This window comes from Streptomyces sp. NPDC049954 (assembly GCF_040656295.1).
GTDB lineage: Bacteria > Actinomycetota > Actinomycetes > Streptomycetales > Streptomycetaceae > Streptomyces.
The window spans coordinates 1-19,565 of sequence record NZ_JBFALS010000008.1 but is presented as its reverse complement, the minus strand read 5'-3'; the positions used below and the strand labels follow the sequence as shown (position 1 = coordinate 19,565).

8 protein-coding genes are annotated in these 19,565 nt (G+C 71.4%); 6 read left to right on the top strand and 2 right to left on the bottom strand.

Features of this window, described 5'->3' with window-relative positions:
• The first annotated feature begins 241 nt into the window (after positions 1-241).
• The 6 genes from AB0J21_RS19490 to AB0J21_RS19465 all read left to right on the top strand — a co-directional run bounded on the left by AB0J21_RS19490 (position 242) and on the right by AB0J21_RS19465 (position 16,731).
• The gene (locus AB0J21_RS19490; protein WP_363147255.1) at positions 242-1,228 is read left to right on the top strand and encodes a sterol desaturase family protein; all 987 of its coding nucleotides are present in this window, start codon (positions 242-244) and stop codon (positions 1,226-1,228) included.
• Positions 1,229-1,303: 75 nt separating this feature from the next.
• Complete coding sequence (locus tag AB0J21_RS19485; RefSeq protein WP_363147627.1) at positions 1,304-10,789, top strand: amino acid adenylation domain-containing protein; 9,486 nt, start codon at positions 1,304-1,306, stop codon at positions 10,787-10,789.
• A complete protein-coding gene (locus AB0J21_RS19480) occupies positions 10,779-12,464 on the top strand; it encodes an NAD(P)/FAD-dependent oxidoreductase (RefSeq protein WP_363147254.1) in 1,686 nt (561 codons plus the stop codon). The genes AB0J21_RS19485 and AB0J21_RS19480 overlap by 11 nt, the downstream gene beginning before the upstream one ends.
• Before the next feature lie 73 nt (positions 12,465-12,537).
• On the top strand, positions 12,538-14,262 hold the full coding sequence (locus AB0J21_RS19475; RefSeq protein WP_363147626.1) for an NAD(P)/FAD-dependent oxidoreductase: 1,725 nt from the start codon (positions 12,538-12,540) through the stop codon (positions 14,260-14,262).
• Positions 14,263-14,347: 85 nt separating this feature from the next.
• Positions 14,348-15,403: an NADP-dependent oxidoreductase gene (locus AB0J21_RS19470; protein WP_363147253.1), complete on the top strand. Its 1,056-nt coding sequence runs from the start codon at positions 14,348-14,350 to the stop codon at positions 15,401-15,403.
• A 125-nt stretch (positions 15,404-15,528) separates the two neighbouring features.
• A complete protein-coding gene (locus AB0J21_RS19465) occupies positions 15,529-16,731 on the top strand; it encodes a cytochrome P450 (RefSeq protein WP_363147625.1) in 1,203 nt (400 codons plus the stop codon).
• Positions 16,732-16,822: 91 nt separating this feature from the next.
• On the opposite strand, the gene AB0J21_RS19460 is transcribed toward AB0J21_RS19465, so the two are convergent.
• Complete coding sequence (locus AB0J21_RS19460; protein WP_363147252.1) at positions 16,823-17,071, bottom strand: RICIN domain-containing protein; 249 nt, start codon at positions 17,069-17,071, stop codon at positions 16,823-16,825.
• Positions 17,072-17,086: 15 nt separating this feature from the next.
• The gene (locus tag AB0J21_RS19455; RefSeq protein ID WP_363147251.1) at positions 17,087-19,342 is read right to left on the bottom strand and encodes a GH92 family glycosyl hydrolase; all 2,256 of its coding nucleotides are present in this window, start codon (positions 19,340-19,342) and stop codon (positions 17,087-17,089) included.
• Positions 19,343-19,565: the final 223 nt, after the last annotated feature.

Below are 19,565 nucleotides of genomic sequence, written 5' to 3'. Positions count from 1 at the left end.
CCGCCGCCAGAGGAAAAGAATCAACCGAGTCGGCGCGGGTTCGTGTGAATACGGATTCGGCCGTCGAGGTACGAACATCCACCCTCCTCATGTTTCTCGGACAGCCGATCCGCTGCCTTTCTCCATGTCCCCCGAAAGCCCCGCCGGCCCTGGCCGGTCCGGCCTCCCCTGCGGGAATTCCACGGTCGATCCACGAAAAACGGCCCCCTGTGCCGGTGTCCGCGTTTAAGGAGTTGCACGGATGCGCGAAAAAGAGCGTAAAGGTGAGGGCATCGGTGCATCCGGCGACATCAGCCCGTCCGGGAAGGCCGACGGATCCGGGGGATTCGCCGCCACGTCCGTCCCCGCGCGGAAATCCGGCGCCGCATTCCTGAGGGGTGTTCTCCGTCTCACCGCCTACCCCCTGCTTCTCGCCGCCACCGTGCTGGTGGCGGCGGGTGCACTGATCCGGCACTGGGAACCCAGCCAGGTCAGCCCGCTGTTCCTGGTCGGCACGCTCCTCTACCTGACCGTCCTCGAACGCCTGATCCCGTACGAACCACGATGGCATCCCAGCCGGCGGGAGTGGCGCTGGTACGGCGCCTACTTCCTCATGACCATGGTCGGCAGCGCCTTCGCGCAGTTCCTGGTGACCAGCGGGGTCGGGCTGCTGTCCCCGGAGGAACCCGTGCTGCCACTGTGGGCGGAGATCCCGGCGGCGCTGCTGAGCGGCTCGCTCGCCAGCTACGCGGTGCACCGCCTGGGGCACACCAACCCGCTGCTGTGGCGGCTGCACGGCGTGCACCACGTCCCGCAGAAGGTCAACGTCGCCAACAACGGCGTCAACCACGTCCTCGACATCGTTCTCGCGCAGGGGCTGGTCCAACTCGTCCTGGTGCTGGTGGCGTTCTCCCGCGAGTCGGTGCTCGCCGCGGGCCTGTTCGTGGCAGCCCAGGGCTACTTCGTGCACGCCAACATCGATGTGCGCATCGGCCGTCTCAACCACCTGCTGGCCAGCCCGGAACAGCACCGCCTGCACCACAGCACCGACCTGTCCGAAGCGGGCCACTACGGCTCCGACCTGTCCTGCTGGGACCACCTCTTCGGGAGCTTCACCTGGCGACCGGGGCGGGCACCCGAGGCGATCGGGCTCAGTGATCCCACGTCGTTCCCCGAGACCGGCGAGATTCTCGCGAGTCTCCTCCATCCCTGGCGCAGCGCGAAGCGCGGCGGGCGGGGGACCGCCTGAACCGGTCCTCACCCCCGCACCGCGGACCGCAGGGGCTGCCCCGCGGCAGCACCACCACCTGAGGAGTGTGTGAACTTGGCAGAGGCGATCAACGAAGCGGCGACCGGCAAGATCGCGATCATCGGGATCGGCTGCCGCCTGCCCGGCGGAGCGACGGACCACCGCGGCTTCTGGCAGAACCTGGTGAGCGGCAAGGACTGCGTGACCCCCACGCCGTCCGACCGCTACGACGTCACCACTCTCGGCAGCCGCCACCGCGACAAGCCCGGCCGGCTGGTAGGGGGCCGGGGCGGGTACATCGACGGCTTCGACGAGTTCGAGCCCGCCTTCTTCGGCATCAGCCCGCGCGAGGCCGACCACATGGACCCGCAGCAGCGCAAACTCCTCGAAGTCGCGTGGGAGGCGCTGGAGGACGGCGGTCAGCGGCCCGCCGACCTCGCGGGCAGCAACACGGGCGTCTACGTCGGCGCGTTCACCCTCGACTACAAGATCCTGCAGTTCGCCGACCTCGGCTTCGAGACACTCGCCGCCCACACCGCGACCGGCACCATGATGACGATGGTGTCCAACCGGATCTCGCACTGCTTCGACTTCCGCGGCCCGAGCCTCACCGTCGACACGGCCTGCAGCTCCTCGCTCGTCACGGTCCACCTCGCCTGCCAGAGCCTCAGGAGAGGGGAGAGCGACCTCGCGCTCGCCGGGGGCGTCCTGCTGCACATGACGCCCCAGTACACCATCGCGGAGACCAAGGGCGGCTTCCTGTCGCCCAGCGGGCACTCCCGCACCTTCGACGCCGCGGCCGACGGGTACGTACGCGCCGAGGGGGTCGGCCTGGTCGCGCTCAAGCGCCTGGAGGACGCGCTGGCCGACGGAGACCCGGTGCACGCCGTGATCCTCGCCAGCGGCGTCAACCAGGACGGCCGGACCAACGGCATCACCGTGCCCAGCGCCGAGGCGCAGATCTCCCTCGTGGGACAGGTGTGCGCCGAGGCCGGGATCACGCCCGGCGACCTCCAGTACATGGAGGCGCACGGCACCTCGACCCCGGTCGGCGACCCGATCGAGGCGAACGCCCTGGCCCGCGTGCTCGCCGTCGGACGGACCCCCGGTGCCCCCTGCTACGTCGGCTCGGTGAAGACCAACATCGGGCACACGGAGTCGGCGGCCGGGATCGCCGGCCTCATCAAGACCAGCCTGGCCCTCGAACACCGCCTGATCCCGCCGCACATCAACCTCGAACAGCTCAACCCGGCGATCGACCGCACCGCAGCCCCCTACGAGATCCCCACCGAGGTCACCGAGTGGCCCGCGCACGAGGGTCCCGCCCGGGCCGGGGTGAACTCCTTCGGCTTCGGCGGCACCAACGCCCACGTGCTGCTGGAGGAGGCCCCCGCGCGCGCGACGAGCACCCCGCCCGAGAGCACCGAGAGCGCTGCGAGCGCCCAGGGGCCCGGCCGGGGCGCGTGGAGCATCCTTCCGCTGACCTCGCGCCACCCGGACGCGCTGCCCGAGACGGCCGAGGGCATCCGCGCCGAACTGGCCGCGCTCCACGGACCCGCGCCGGCGCTCGCCGACCTCGGGTACACCCTCGCCCGCCGCCGTCAGCACCTGGAGAACCGGCTCTCCGTCGTCTACTCCACGCAGGAGTCGCTGGAGGAGGGGCTGTCCGCCTACCTGAGCGGCAGGCCGCACCCCCGCGTCGTGCAGGGACGCGTGCTCGACCCCGCGCAGCGGCGGCTGGTCTGGGTCTTCACCGGCATGGGCCCGCAGTGGTGGGGCATGGGCCGCGGACTCCTGGAGAGCGAACCGGTGTTCCGGAACACGATCCTCGCGTGCGACCGCGAGATCCGCCGGATCGCCGGCTGGTCGCTCCTGGAGGAGATGAGCGCCGACGCCGACCACTCCCGGATGGCGCAGACCTGGCTCGCCCAGCCGGCCAACTTCGCCGTCCAGGCCGCGCTCGCCGCCCTCTGGCGCAGTCACGGTGTCCGCCCCGACGCCGTCGTCGGGCACAGCACGGGGGAGATCGCCGCCTTCTACGAGGCGGGCGTCTACTCGCTTGAGGACGCGGTGCGCATCGTCGTGCACCGCAGCCGCCTCCAGCACACTCTGGCCGGCACCGGCACCATGCTCGCCGTCAGCCTCTCCGAGGAGGAGGCGGAGCGTCGCGTACGGCCCCACGGCGAGCGGGTCTCCGTCGCGGCGGTCAACAGCCCCACCTCCGTCACGCTGGCCGGCGACGCGGACGCCCTGGCCGAACTCGCCGGGCAACTGCGCGCCGAGCAGGTCTTCGCCAAGTTCCTCACGGTCGAAGTCCCCTACCACAGCGCCCGGATGGACCCCGTCAAGGACGAGCTGCTGAGCGCCCTGTCCCCTCTCGCGCCCCGCCCCGCGCGGGTGCCGCTGTACCTGACCGCCCAGCGGGGCCGCGCCGACGGCGTCGCACTGGACGCCGCCTACTGGTGGAAGAACGTCCGCGACCGGGTGTCCTTCCGCGCCGCCGTGGACGCCCTCGCCGAGGACGGGCACCGCCTGTTCCTGGAGATCGGGCCCCATCCCGTCCTCGGCCACGCGATCCGGGAGTGCCTGGAGAGCGGCGGCCACACCGCCGTCACGGTGCCCTCCGTACGCCGCGAGGAGAACGAGCCCGAGCGCTTCGCCGCGTCCCTCGCCACGCTGCACAACCTCGGCGTCGACATCGACTGGGACGTGCTCCAGCCCACCGGGCGCACGGTGCCGCTGCCCCGCTACCCGTGGCGGCGCGAACGGCACTGGACCGAGCCGGAGGCCGTCGCGAAGGTCCGCCTCGGCCTGCTCGACCACCCCCTGCTCGGGCGCCGCACCGACGAGGCGGAACCGACCTGGCACGCGACGCTCGACACCGAACGGCTCCCGTACCTCGCCGACCACCGCATCCAGGACACCGTGGTCTTCCCCGCGGCGGGCTACCTGGAGATGGTGACGCAGGCGGTACGCAAGCTCACCGGCGGCACCCGCGCCGTGCTCTCCGACATCGAGCTGCGCAAAGCGCTCTTCCTCCCCGAGGACGAGGCCCGCACCGTGCACCTGTCCGTGTCCCTCCAGGACGCCGCCTTCACCGTCGCCTCCGCTCCCGCCGGGGCCGACACCGAAGCGGTGGTGCACGTGAGCGGAGTGGTCCGCAGCGTGCAACGGCGTGCGAGCACACCGGCGCTGGACACCGAAGCGATCAAGAAGCGCAGCGGGCGCAGGCTCGACGCCCAGGAGTGCTACGCGGGGCTGGCCGCTCTCGGCTACCACTACGGGCCCGCGTTCCAGGCCGTCGAGGAGGTGTGGATCGGCGCGGGCGAAGTCCTTGCCCGCGTCCGCCCGCCCGCCGCGATCGGCGACGACGCGGCCCACCACCACATCCACCCCGTGCTCCTCGACGCGTGCTTCCAGTCCCTGCTGACGCCGCAGATTCCCGAGCGGGGAGAACCGTCCGGGGCGAGCGGCATCCGGCTCCCGCTCTCCGTCGGGGAACTGGACCTCGCGCCGGTCGGTGACCGGCCCCTGTGGGTGCACGCCACCGTGACCCGCGACGACGGCGAGGAGCTGGTCGGTGACCTGGCGCTGTACACCGAGGACGGGACGGCGCTCGGCCGGCTCAGCGGCTTCCGCGCGGCCGACATCGAGAAGGCATCGACAGCCGTCTCCCGCGCCACCGTCGACGGCTGGCTCGCGGAGCCCGTCTGGATCGACCGTCCCTGGCCCGAAACCGACGAGGCCCTCGCCACCGACCGCACCGAGGGCCCGCGGGACTGGCTCGTCCTCGCGGACGACGACGGGGTCGGCGACGCCTTCGCCGCCCTCGTGACCGCGCGTGGGGACCGCGTCCGCACCGTCCGGCACGGTACCTCCTACAAGCGTTCGGCGGGCGGCGGCGACTACACCCTCGCACCGGACTCCGCCGGACAACTGGACCGGCTCCTCACCGAACTCGACAGCGGACAGACACCGTTTCGCGGCACGGTCGTGCACCTGTGGAATCTCGACCTGCCGCAGGTCGCGCACGCCGCGAGGACGGATCTCGCACGCTCCACCGCCACCGGTTCCTACTCCCTCGTCGCCCTCGCCCGCGCTCTGGCGGCCCGCGAGGAGAACTGCGGGCTGCACGTCGTCACCCGGGGAGCGCAGCCGGTGACCCCCGGCGAGGCGGTCGAACCGCTCGCGGCCTGCGCCTGGGGCGTCACCCGCGTACTGCGCCACCAGGAACTCCCCGGCCACCCGGGCAAACTCGTCGACCTCGATCCCGCACGCGAGCCCGGCCCGCCCGGGGCCCGCGCCGAGGCCCAGGCACTCCTGCGCGAGTTCCTGAGCGAGGACGAGGAGGAGATCGCCCTGCGCGGCGACCGCCGCGCGACCAGCCGCCTGCGCCCCGCCGAAGGGCTGACCCGCCCCCTGCCGCTACGGCTGCGGGCCGACGGCAGTTACCTCGTGACCGGTGCGTTCGGCGCGCTGGGCCGCCTGCTGTGCCGCACCCTCGCGAAGCGGGGCGCCCGCCACCTCGTCCTCATGGGCCGCACCCCCCTGCCGCCGCGCGAGGAGTGGCGCGACACCGCCCCCGGCACCCCCGAGGGCCGCGCGATCGCCCTCGTCAAGGAGCTGGAGGCGCTGGGCGCACAGCCGGTCCTCGCCCCGGTCGACCTCACCGACGAGGACGCCCTGACCACGTGGCTCGACACGCACCGCCGTGGCGACCCCCCGCCCCTCCGCGGCGTCTTCCACCTCGCCGGCCAGGTGCGGGACACCCTGGTGGCCGACATGGACCGCGCGACCTTCGACGCGGTGCACGACCCCAAAGTCGTGGGCGCCTACCTGCTGGACAAGCACCTGCGCGAGGAACCCCTCGACCACTTCGTGCTGTTCGCCTCCATCGCCTCCGTGCTGACCACCGCCGGGCAGACCAACTACGCCTCCGGCAACGCGTTCCTGGACGCACTGGCCCACCGCCGCCGGGCACAGGGCCTGCCCGCGCTGAGCCTGGACTGGGGGCCCTGGGCGACCGGCATGATCGAGGAACTGGGCCTGGTCGGCCACTACCTCCACAGCCGCGGCATGAGTTCACTCTCCCCGGACGTCGGCATGAGCGTCCTGGAACGGGTCATCGGACAGGACCACGCCCAGCTCCTCGTCGCCACCGTCGTCGACTGGCCCACCTTCCTCGCCTGGTACGACGCACCGCCCCCGCTGGTCACCGAACTCGCAGCGGCCGCACGGGAGTCCGCGGCCGACACCGGCGGCGGCTTCCACGAGGCCTTCCGCGAAGCCGACGACGAGGGGCGCCGCCTGCTCGTGACACAGCGGTTCACCGCACTCGTCGCCTCCGTCCTGCGCACCGGCGCCGAGGACCTCGACGCCTCCACCGGACTGAGCGCCCTCGGACTCGACTCCCTGCTCGCGATGGAACTGCGCGCCAGGATCCAGGCCGAACTCGGCATCGCCCTGCCCGTCGTCGCCCTCCTCAGCGGCACCTCCGTGGGAGAACTCGCCGACCGGCTCCACGACGGGCTGCTCGACCGGGTGAGCGCCGGCGCCGGGGACGGCGACCAGGGGACGGCCGTCGAGGCGTTCACCGACGAGAGCAGCTACCCCCTGACCCAGAACCAGAAGGCGCTCTGGTTCCTCAAGCAGCTCAACCCGGACGGCTACGCGTACAACATCGGTGGCGCCGTCGAGGTACGCGCCGACATCGACCCCGACCTCATGTTCGAGGCGGTGCGCAGGCTCGTCGCCCGCCACCCCGCGCTGCGCACCAACTTCCACCTGGTGGACGGCCGCCCCGAGCAGCGCGTCACCGCGCGGCCGGAACCCGACCTCGCCCTGTTCGACGTCCGCGGCCAGGAGTGGGAGGAGATCCGCCGGACGATCATCCACGAGTACCGCGAGCCCTACGACCTCGCCCGCGATCCCCTGGTCCGCTTCCGCCTGTTCTGGCGCGGCTCCGGCCGCTGGATCATCATGAAGGCCGTCCACCACATCGTCTCGGACGCGATCTCCACGTTCACCTTCATCGAAGAGCTGCTGGCCGTGTACGAGACGCTCAAGCAGGGCCGTGAGCCGGCGCTGCCGCCCGTGGGCGCCCGCTACCTGGACTTCCTCAACCAGCAGAACCGGTTCCTGGCCGGGCCCGAGGCCGGGGGGATGCTCGACTACTGGCGCTCCCACCTGCCCGCCGAGGTCCCGCTCCTCGACCTGCCGGTCGACAAGCCGCGCCCCGCCGTCCAGACGCACAACGGCGCCTCCGAGTTCTTCGTCCTCGACGAGGCCCTCAGCGCCCGCGTCCACGCCCTGGCCCAGCGGCACGGCATGACCCCGTTCATGGTCCTGCTGAGCGCCTACTACGTCCTGCTGCACCGCTACTCCGGGCAGGACCACGTCATCGTCGGCAGCCCGGTGACCGGCCGCACGCAACAGGAGTTCGCCTCGGTCTACGGCTACTTCGTCAACCCGCTGCCCCTGCACGCCGACCTGTCCGCCGAACCCACCGTCGAGGCGCTGCTCGAACAGGTCCGGCACACCGTGCTGGGCGGCCTGGACAACCAGGAGTACCCGTTCGTCCTGCTCGTGGAGAAGCTCGGCCTCCAGCACGACCCCAGCCGCTCGGCCGTCTTCCAGGCCATGTTCATCCTGCTCACCCACAAGGTGGCCACCGAGCAGTACGGGTACGCCCTGGAGTACATCGAACTGCCGGAAGAGGAAGGCCAGTTCGACATCACTCTGTCGGTCTACGAGGACGAGGCCGAAGGCCGCTTCCACTGCGTCTTCAAGTACAACACCGACCTGTTCCTGGACCGGACCGTGCGCCGGATGGCCGGCCACTACGTCCACCTCCTCGACAGCATGACCCGCGCGGAGCCCGAACTCCCCACCCCGCGACTGGAGATGCTCGACGATCAGGAACACGAACAGCTGATCGCCGAATGGAGCGGCGCGGGCCGGCGGCCCGGGCCCACCGCGTCCGGCCCGAGCCTGCCGGAGCAGGACGCCGCACCGGGCCCCGAGCCGGCGACGCGGGACAGCGGGCCGTTCCCGCGCCCGCACCGGCCCGTCCACCACCTCGTCGCCGAGACGGCCGCGACCCGCCCGCAGGCCGTGGCCGTCCGCGCCCCCTCGGCAGGCGGCCCCACCACGCAACTGACCTACGGTGAACTCGACCGGTGCGCCGACGCCCGAGCCCGGCGCCTGCGCGAACTGGGCGTCACCGAGGGCTGCGTGGTCGGACTCTGCCTCGACAAGTCTCCCGAGCTGATCGTCACCCTGCTCGCCGTCCTCAAGGCCGGCGCCGCCTACCTCCCGTTGCACACCGAACAGCCCGCCGAACGCGTCGCCCGCGCCCTGCGCGCCGCCGGGGCGACCCTCCTCGTCGTCGACGACCGCCGCGCCCAGTGGGCCGAGAGCCTGCCGGCCGAGGTCGTGACACTCGACGCGCTGCGCACGACCGAGAGCGAGGGACCGGCCCCCGACACGACCACCGGCCCCGACTCCACCGCCTACGTCATCAACACCTCCGGGTCCACCGGAGTCCCCAAGGCCGTCCGGGTCAGCCACCGCAACCTCGCCTCCGTCTACGCGGCCTGGCTCCAGGAGTACCGGCTCGACCGCGACGTGCGGGTCCACCTCCAGATGGCCCAGCCCTCCTTCGACGTCTTCACCGGCGACCTCGTACGCGCCCTGTGCTCGGGCGGCACCCTCGTCCTGGCCGACCGGGACCTCGTCTTCGACACCGCGCGACTGCTGCGCACGATGCGCGAGGAGCACGTCGACTGCGCCGAGTTCGTCCCCGCCGTGGTGCGCGCCCTCATGGACCAGTGCGCGCGCGAAGGGGAGCGGCTCGACTTCATGCGGCTGCTGGTGGTCGGCTCGGACACCTGGAAGGTCGCCGAGTACGAGCGGCTGCGCGCCCTGTGCGGCCCCGGCACCCGCGTCCTCAACTCCTACGGCCTGACCGAGGCGACCATCGACAGCGCCTACTTCGAAGGCCCCGCCGACGACCTGGAGCCGGGCCTGACGGTGCCCATCGGCCGTCCGCTGCCCCACTCCACCCTGCACATCCTCGACGCGTACGGACAGCCGGTCCCGCCCGGCGTGCCGGGGGAACTGTGGATCGGCGGCGAGGGCGTCGCGACCGGCTACGCCGGGGACGAGGAACAGACCGCGCTCCGCTTCGTCGAGCGCACCCTCAGCCGCACACCCGGCGCCCGCCCGGTACGCCTCTACCGCACCGGCGACCTCGCTCGCTGGGACGCGCACGGCCGCGCCCACCTGCTCGGACGCAGCGACAACCAGGTCAAACTGCGCGGTCACCGCATCGAGATCGGCGAGATCGAGTCGCACCTCGCGGGGCTGCCGGGACTGGCCCGCGCGGTCGTCGCCGTCCGCACCGACTCCGCCGGCGAGGACACGCTGTGCGCCTACTGCGTCAGCGAGCGAGGAGCGGAACTGGATCTGCGCGCGCTGCGCCGCCACCTCGCCGCGGCCCTCCCGTCCTACATGCTCCCCTCCCATCTCGTGGAGGTCCCCGAACTCCCGCTCACCGCGCACGGGAAGGTCGACGTGGCCGCCCTGCCCATGCCGCACGGCGCGGACCGGCAGGCGGCGTACGAGGCGCCCACGACGCTCTACGAGACGAGCATGGCCCGCCACTGGGAGGCGCTGCTCGGCGTCGAGCGGGCAGGGCTCGCGGACGACTTCTTCGAGTGCGGCGGAAGCTCGATCAAGCTGATCGAACTGCTCCACCACCTGCGCACCGAGTTCGGCGTCAGCATCCCGGTGAGCCGGCTGTACCAGGTCACGACCCTGCACGGCATGGCCGCCGCGGTCGAGGACCTCGTCAACACCACCACCGCCGAGGAACTGCCGTACCTCACCTTCAACCCCGAGGCCGGGCAGCCCCTCTTCTGCTTCCCGCCGGCCGGCGGTCACGGCCTCGTCTACCGGGGGCTGGCCGCGCAGCTGCCGCAGTACCGGACGGTCGCCTTCAACTACGTACCCGGCGACGACAAGATCGCGCGCTACGCGGACCTCGTGGAAGCCACCGAACCCGAAGGGCCCTGCCTCCTGCTGGGCTACTCCCTCGGCGGCAACCTCGCCTTCGAGGTGGCCCGCGAACTCGAAGCACGCGGGCGGCAGGTCTCCCACGTCGTGGTGCTCGACTCCCGCCGTGTCATGGAGGCATACGAACCGGACGAGGAGGGGGTCCGGGCCTTCGAGGAGGAACTGGGCCGGCACCTGTACCAGCACACCGGCTCCCGCATCGTCACCCGCACCGCGCTCGAACACGCCGCCGAGTACCTGGGTTTCTGCGGCAGGAACCCCAACACCGGCACGGTCGTCGCGCAAGTCAGCGTCGTCACCGACGAGTTGAAGGCGGAGCTGTACGCCCCCGGGATGCCCGGCGCCTGGCACGGCAGCTCGGCCCGCAGGACGCGCGTCCTGCGCGGATCGGGCACCCACGCCGACCTGCTCGACCCCAAGCACCTGCCGCGCAACGCCGAGCTGGTGTGGTCCCTGCTCACCGGAGAGGCCGACCATGCGTCCTGACGAGGCCGAGAGCGACTGGTCCAGGCCCGAGCGGCGACCCGGCAGCCGGCCCCGCGTCATCGTCGTCGGCGCGGGCGTGGCGGGGCTGTCCACCGGCTGCTACGCGCAGATGAGCGGCCTGCGGACCCGGATCTTCGAGAAGCACGTGCTGCCGGGCGGCTGCTGCACGGCATGGTCCCGCGAGGGCTACCTCTTCGACTACTGCATCGAATGGCTCATCGGCACCGCACCCGGCAACGACGCGAACCGGATCTGGCGCGAACTCGGCGCGCTCGACGGCAAGACGATCACCAACTTCGACCTGTTCAACAAGGTCGTCGACGAGACCGGCCGCTCGGTCACCTTCTACAACGACCCCGCGCGGCTGGAGGAACACCTCAGCGCCGTCTCACCCGCCGACGCGAAACTCATCCACTCCTTCTGCCGGGACCTGCGACGGTTCACACAGATCGAGCTGTACCCCTTCCTGACCGCGCCCGCCCTGCGCACCGCACGAGAACGCGCCGCCACCCTGCGCACCGTGCTGCCGGCCTTCCGCCTCTTCTGGCGCACCGCCGCGACACCGATGCACCGCTTCGCCGACCGCTTCCAGGACCCGCTGCTGCGCCGGGCCTTCCGGAACATCTTCTTCCAGGACCCCGAGGGCTTCCCGCTCCTGCCCTACCTGTTCAACATGGCGGCCGCCCACCACGGCAACGCCGGCTTCCCGCAGGGCGGTTCGCTGGGCCTGGCCCGCTCGATCGAGGAGCGGTACACCGGACTGGGCGGGACCGTGACCTACCGCGCCCGCACCGAGAAGGTACTGGTCGACAACGACCGCGCCGTCGGCGTCCAGCTCCGCGACGGCAGCAGGTACTACGCCGACCACGTCGTCTCGGCCTGCGACGGGCACACGACCGTGTACGGGCTGCTCGGCGGCCGGTACACCGGCCCCAGGATCGACAAGCTGTACACCGAACTGCTGGAACGCCCCGGCACCCTCTTCCCCGCCGTCGTGTCCGCCTTCGTCGGCATCCGGGGCGACCCGCCCGCGGGGGAGGCCCACAGCACCACCTACCTGCTGCCCGCCGCGGACGCCGGCGCCCTGCCCGGCGCGCTGCAGAACAGCCTGGTCGTCCAGTTGCGCTCCCGCTACGCCGAGGGGTTCGCCCCACCGGGCAGATCGGTCGTCCACTGCACCTACTTCAGCGACTACGCCTACTGGACGACCCTGCGCCGCAGCGACCGCAAGGCGTACTGGGCGCAGAAGCGGAAGGTGGCCGATTTCGTGCGGAGCTTCCTCGACCGGCTGTGGCCGGGCACCGGCGAGCGCATCGACCTGGTCGACGTCGCCTCACCCGCGACGAACCGGCGCTACACCGGCAACCACGAGGGCTCCATCCTGGCCTGGAAGGCGTTCTCGGACGCCGACGACGTGGCCGCCGAACTCGTCGGCAAGGACCGCATGCGGCTGCCCGGGCTCAGCGGTTTCTCCATGGCCGGCCAGTGGGTGGGCATGGGCGGACTCATCCGCGCCGCCTCCACCGGCCGCTTCGCCACCCAGTACCTGTGCGCGGAACTGGGCATCCCCTTCCGGGCCCACGAGAGCCCGGCGACCGAGCCCTGGCACGCCGGGAAGCTGGGTCACCTGCCGCAACTGGACCGCTGGTCCTCGCGGGACGGGACGGGCGCGTGACCCCACGAGAGGAGGGCGCATGACCCCACGGCGCACCCCGCGCACCACCGCGGCCGGACGCGGCAGGGAAACCATGATCATCATCGGTGCCGGACTGGGCGGGCTCTCGACCGGCTGCTACGCCCGGATGAACGGCTACCGCACCCACATCCTGGAGATGCACGAGATCCCCGGCGGCTGCTGCACCGCCTGGGAGCGCGGCGACTTCACCCTCGACGCCTGCGTCAGCTGGCTGCTCGGCAGCGGACCGGGCAACGAGATGCACCAGATCTGGCTCGAACTCGGCGCGCTCCAGGGTAAGGAGATCCGCCACTTCGACGTGTTCAACATCGTGCGCGCGCGGGACGGGCGGGCCGTCTACTTCTACTCCGACCCCGACCGTCTGGAGGCCCACCTCAGCGCACTCTCACCCCCCGACGCCCGCCGGATCAAGGAGTTCTGCGACCACCTGCGCGCCTTCCGCAAGGCCCTGGCCGTCTACCCCTTCCTCAAGCCCGTCGGGCTGATGGGCCGCGTGGAGCGATGGCGCATGCTCGCCTCCTTCCTCCCGTACTTCAACGCCGTACGCAAGACGATCTCGGTGCTGATGTCCGAGTACTCCGCGCGGTTCCAGGACCCTCTGCTGCGCGAGGCGTTCAACTTCGTCCTCTACGAGAAGCACCCCAACTTCCCCGTCCTGCCGACCCAGTTCCAGCTCGCTTCGCACGCCAACCTGTCCGCCGGAGTGCCCGAGGGCGGATCGCTCGGCCTCGCCAGGTCCATCGAGGCCCGCTACCTGCGGCTGGGCGGCCGGATCTCGTACAACACGAAGGTCGAGGAGATCCTGGTCGAGGGGGACCGGGCGGTCGGCGTACGCCTCAGCGACGGGAGCGAACTGCACGCGGACATCGTCGTCTCGGCCTGCGACGGCAAGACCACCATGTCCACGTTCCTGGGCGACCGCTACCTCAACGACGACTACCGCCGCCTCTACACCCGCACCATCCACGAGCCCGGCATGGTGTTCCCCGGCTACTTCACCCTCTTCCTCGGACTCGACCGCGCCTTCCCCGAGGCCGATCCGTGCACCACCTACCTGCTCGACGAGGCGCAGTGCGCCGAACTGACCGGTATCCGCCACGCGAGCATCAACGTCCAGTTCCGCAACCGCCACTACCCCGAGCTGGCACCGGACGGCACCACCGTCGTCTACGCCACCTACTTCTGCGACATCGCGCCCTGGCGCGCCCTGGACGAAGGGCCGGAACAACGCACCCGCACCCGCGGCGGTCAGGAACTGCACACCCTCCCCGTGCGGCACGGGCGCGGCTACTACGCGGCCAAGCGCAAGGCCCGCAAGGCCCTCGTGCGCTTCCTCGACGAGCGCTTCCCCGGGCTGGAGGAGGCCGTCGTGGTGCGCGACGTGTCGAGCCCGCTCACCCAGGTCAGGTACACGGGCAACCACGACGGGACCGTCCTCGGCTGGCAGCCCTTCGTGGAGAGCGGCGAGACGCTTGAGGAACTCGTCAAGAAGCACGGGCCCGGCCTGCCCGGCCTGGAGAACTTCTACCAGTCCGGGGTGTGGGCCACCACCGGCGGACTCATCCGCGCCGCCGCCGCGGGCCGGCACGTCATGCAGTTCGTGTGCCGCGACGACGGCAGGGAGTTCACCGCCTCCGTGGACGACCACGCGCCGCCACCCACCCACCTCGTCATCCCGGTCGGACCGCGCCCCACCGGCGGCCACGGAGCTGCCGGACCGCCGGCCCCACCGGCCGCAGCCGCGCCGACGCCGCGCCCGTCCGGCCGGCCGCGCTGAGGGCCGACCCCGCGCAGGCCACGGAACCCACCGGCGTCCAGCCCCCGCGGACGCCGCAGAACCCCCAGGTCCAGAAGGAGCAGAAGTGAAGATCAGCAAGTGGGTCGTCCGCGAGCACGTCGAGGGTGTCCCCGACGTCGACCGGATCTACGAGAAGGTCGTCGAGGACGTCGACATCGACCTCGCCCCCGACGAGATGCTGCTCAAGACCCGCTACGTCTCCGTCGACCCCTACCTCCAGGGCATCGCGCTCGACACCCCGCTCGGGATGCACATGGGCGCGGACTCCGTCATGGAGGTCCTGGAGGCCGGCCCCCGGGCCGCCCACCGCCCCGGCGACCTCGTGCAGGGCTTCGGCGGCTGGCAGTCCCACGTGATCAGCGACGGCACCGCGAAACTGTGGCAGACCGGGACCTTCCCGATGGTCTTCCCCGACTACCGCCGCCTCGACCCGCGCTGGTACGACGACGGCCTGCCGCTGGCCACGGCCCTCAGCTCGATGGGCGGACCCGGCATGACGGCCTGGGGCACCCTGAACACCTTCCTGGAGGTCGGCCCCGGCCACACCCTCGTGATCAGTGGCGCCTCGGGGGCCGTCGGCACCCTGGTCGGACAGCTCGCCCGGATCGCCGGAGCGCGCGTCGTCGGCACGACGTCGAGCCCCCGGAAGGCGCGGTACCTGGAGCGGCTCGGCTTCGACGAGGTCGTCGTCTACGGCCAGGGCGACAGCGCGGAGGACGTCCGCGCGACCCTCGCCCGCGCGGCCCCCGACGGAGTCGACCGCTACTTCGACAACCTGGGGGGCGCCGTCACCGACGCCGTGTTCTCGATGCTCAACATCGGCAGCCGCGTCGCCGTGTGCTGGCAGTGGGCGACCCAGGTGGGGCAGGACGCGGTCGGCCCCCGTCTCCTGCCGTACCTCATGTTCCCCCGCGCGACCGTCCGCGGGATCTTCTCGCTGGAGTGGTTCACCGAGGAGAACTGGCAGGCTCTGCACACCGAACTCGGCGACCGGATCAGGCGGGACGAGATCGTGTGCGACCACACCCTGCACAGCGGCTTCGACGCCATCCCCGCCGCCTACCGGAGCCTCTACCACGAGAGCGACGCCCACCTCGGCAAGGTGCTGGTGGAACTGTGACCGCAGCCGCCACCGACGGCTTCGGCACGCTGCTCCCGTCCTGCCCGGCCCGTACCCCGCAGCACCCGGAGCACCACGAACCCGGAGCGTTCCCAGGCGCCCCGCAGGTCCCGTCAGGAGGCACCGTGTCCGCCGCAGCAGGCACCGTCAGCGGTTCCCCGAGCCCGCTGCCCCCGCTCCACCGACTGGAGTTCGCCGTCCACGGCCCGCCCCGCCCGACGACGCAGCCCGACGGCTCCCCGGCCTGGCTCGCGACGCGCTACGCCGACGTGCGCCAGGTCCTCAGCGACAGCAGGTTCGGCCGGGCCCTCCTCTACGCCCCGGACGGACCGCCCCTGCCCCAGAGCCCCGGACTCGTCGACAACCCTGATCTGATGTTCAACCAGGACGGGGCGGACCACCTGCGGCTGCGCCGGACGCTACGCCGCGCCTTCACCCCGAGGGCCGTCGCGCGATGGCGCCCCTGGATCGCGTCGATCGTGGACGACCTGCTGGCCGTCCTGCCCGGACGGGGGCAGCCGGTCGACCTGGTCGCGGAGTTCGCCCTGCCGCTGCCCGTCGCCGTGATCAGCCGGCTCATGGGACTCGACGCCTCGGACCACGAACGGCTGCGCCACTGGAGCGAGTACGCCTTCTCGGACGGCTCCCGCCCCGTCGACGAGGTCCACGCGGCCCTGGCCGAGTTCACCGCCTTCGGCGCCGCCCTGCTGGCCGAGCGCCGCCGCGCCCCCGGCGAGGACCTCGTCAGCAGCCTGGTGCGCGCCGCCGACGAGGAGGGCGGCATCCCGGAGGCCCAGTTGGTGCACCTCGTGTGCGGGCTGGTCGCCGGCGGACACGACAGCACGATGACCATGCTCAGCAACTCGCTGCTCTACCTGCTCGGCGAGCGGCGCGCGTGCTGGCCACGCCTCGCGGCCGACGAGGCGGCGGCCGAGGCGGTGGCGGGCCGGCTGCTGCACCTGATCCCCCTCGGCGACGACCGCGGCAGCGCACGCCGGGCCGCCGAGGACGTCGAGGTGGGCGGGGTGCTGATCCCGGCCGGTGCGGTGGTCCTCGCCGACTGCGGTACGGCCAACAGGGACCCCGAGGTCTTCTCCGTCCACCGGACCGAGGACCTGTTCGCCCCCCTGGAAGCGCCCACCCTGTCGTTCGGCGCCGGGCCGCACTACTGCCTGGGCGCCTGGCTGGCCCGGCTCGAACTCCACCTCGCCCTGCACCGGTTGGCCTCGGGCTTTCCCCGTCTGCGGCTGGCGCAGCCACCGGAGTCCGTCGAGTGGCGCCTGGGAAGCACCTCGCGCAGTCCCGTACGCCTTCTCGCGTCCTGGTGACCGGCAGCCGTGCGGGCCGGTGACGTCTTCCGCGTCACCGGCCCGCACGTCGCGACCGTGTCCTACCGTCGGCTGCTGTCACCCGAGGGGCTCAGCCGGGAAGGCTCCCTCTCTGGTTGGCGCCTCCGTCGCAGTCCCAGATGTCGAGCTGCTTGCCGTTGGTGGTGTCGGATCCGGGGACGTCCAGGCAGCGGCCGGAGGCGGGATTGCGCAGCGCGCCGTTCCCGGCCACCTGCCACTGCTGGTTCGTCCCGCCGGTGCGGTCCCAGGTCTCGACAGGGCTGCCGTTGGCCGTGCCACCCCCGGTGATGTCGAGGCACGTATCACCTTTCTGCAGCACGGCACTTGGCCCTGTTCAGCTCCGAGGCGACCTGGCCGGTGGGGTGAGGGACGGGCCGGGCGGCTTGGCGCCTCCGTCGCCGTTGTACGAGGGCGGGGCCGCGGCGGCGCTGGTCGCCCAGCTGGTGTTCGCACTGGTGCCCAGAGTGAAGTCGAGCGTTCCCCCCTCCGTCGCGAAGGACTGCGGCAGATACGCCTTGTCCCAGTCGGCGCCGTCCAGCCTGGCGCTCTGTACGTACGGTGCGTCGGTGGCCGCCTGCGGGGCGTTGACGTCGATGGTTCCGCCGCCCCCGAGGGTGATCTTGGCATTGGTGAACAGCGGGCTGCCCAGCGCGAGATCGGCGGTGCCGGGGGTCTGCGGGTAGAAACCCAGGGCGGACCACACGTACCAGGCGCTCATCGTGCCCAGGTCGTCGTTGCCGACTCCCCAGTTGGCCGGGTCGTTGGGCCACAGCTGCTCCTGCGTCCGGCGGACGACCTCCTGCGTCTTCCAGGGCTGACCGATGTAGTCGTACTCCCAGGGCAGTTCGATGGACGGCTCGTTGCCGAGATCCGCGTGCGACCCTCCGGATCCCTTCAGGTCGGACAGGACACTGTCCAGGTAGGCCGCCATCTTGTCGTTGCCTCCCATGGCGTCCGCGAGACCGCGCACATTGTGCGGGACGGCGCCCGTGTACTGGCAGGAGGTGCCCTCCACGAACTCGTCGCTGCTGGTGGGGGAGAAGTCGGACCTCCAGGACCCGTCGGCCAGTTTTGGCTGCATGAAGCCGCTGTCGGGGTTGAAGACGTTCTTCCAGTCCTGGGCGCGGTTGGCGAACTGCGACTGGGTGGCCCCGTCGCCCAGGGCGCCGGCGAACGCCGAGGTCGCCATGTCCTGCGCGCTGTACTCCAGCAGGGTGGCCACCGAGCCGTAGAAGTCGTGCGGATAGGTGCCGTCGGAGGGCAGGTAGCCGTACTTGGTCTGCAGGTCCAGGCCCATCCGGATCGGGTTGCTGGTGGTGCCCTCCTCGACCATGTACTGCTTGGCCTTCGCGGTGTCGAAGTTCCTGGCACCGAAGGCGTAGTAGTCCGCGATGATCGCCGGACCGGGATCGCCGTTCATGACCTGCGTCTCGGCCGAGTTCAGCGACCACTTGGGGAAGAAGCCGGCCTGCTCGTAGTCGTTGACCAGGGACTGCGCGCTGTCACTGGCCTGTTCCGGGGCGACCAGCGCGTGCAACTGCGCCTGGGTGCGGTAGATGTCCCAGCCGGAGTATGTCCCGTACTGGGCCTTCTGGCCGCCGGAGACGGTGTGCACCTCGTGGTCGAAACCCCAGTACTTCCCGTCGGTGTCACTGAGCAGGTTGGGGTGGAGCAGCGAGTGGTACAGCGAGGTGTAGAACACCTTCTGCTGGTCCGCCGTGCCGCCGGTCACGGCGATCCGGCCCAGCGTGTCGTTCCAGGTCTCGTGTGCGGCGTCGCGCGTGGCGTCGAAGTCCCAGCCGGGGTTCTCCGCCTCCCTGTTGGCGGTGGCACCGGCGACCGAGACGTAGGAGATCCCGACCTTCGCCTGCACCGTCCTGTCGCCTGTGGTGTCGAAGGTGACCGAGTTCCCGCCGTCGAAGGTGCCGGTGGAGGTGAACGGGCGGTCGAACTCCATGTCGAAGTACAGGGTGTAGGTCGGGCTGGAGGCGCAGAAGAAGCCGCTTGTGATCTGACCGCTGACCTCGGTGTCACTCACCTTGTCGAAGTGGATGTCACTGGCCCGGTCCGCGCTCATCTTGAACAGCAGGTTGGCCTGCGTGCTCGACGGGAACGTGAACCGCGACATGCCCGAACGGGACGTGGTGGTCAGCTCGGTGTTGACCCCGTTGTCGAGGTCGACCGCATACGATCCCGCGCTCGCCGTCTCCTTGCTGTGGCTGAAACCGACGGTTGCCTCGCCGTCCACGGCGCCGGTGGTCGGCAGCACGGGGATGTCGCCCATCGCCCCGCAGCCGGGTCCGGAGATGTGGTTGAGGCTGAAGCCGGTGACAACGTTGTCGGAGTACGCGTAGAAACCGCCCGGGGGGCGGGAGGGGGTGTCGGGGCTCCACTGGATCATGCCGAAGGGCACGTCGGCACCGGGAAAGGTGTTGCCCTCGTGGGAGGTTCCCAGCAGCGGGTTCACCAGCGAGGCCGGGTCACTGACCGGGGCCGCCGCCACTGCGGGGGTGGCCTCGGCGGCGTAGGCGGGTGCGGACAGCCCCAGGGACAGGAGGCAGACCGCGGGGAGTAGACGCCATCTTTTCATTGTGCGGCTCCAGGGTGGGGCGGTGGACCCGCCCTCGGTCGGATGCGCGTGAATGGCAGCCAGCAAAAGGGAGGGACCGAACGTCTGTCAACACGATCGACACGAGTCCTCAACAGAAGTGAACGGATCTAGTAGGGCTTGGTCAGGTCGGAGTGAGTGTGGGTATGTCGCGGTGGCAGGTGGGGCAGGCGCCGGTCCATGTCGCGAGGAGGAGCTGTAGCTC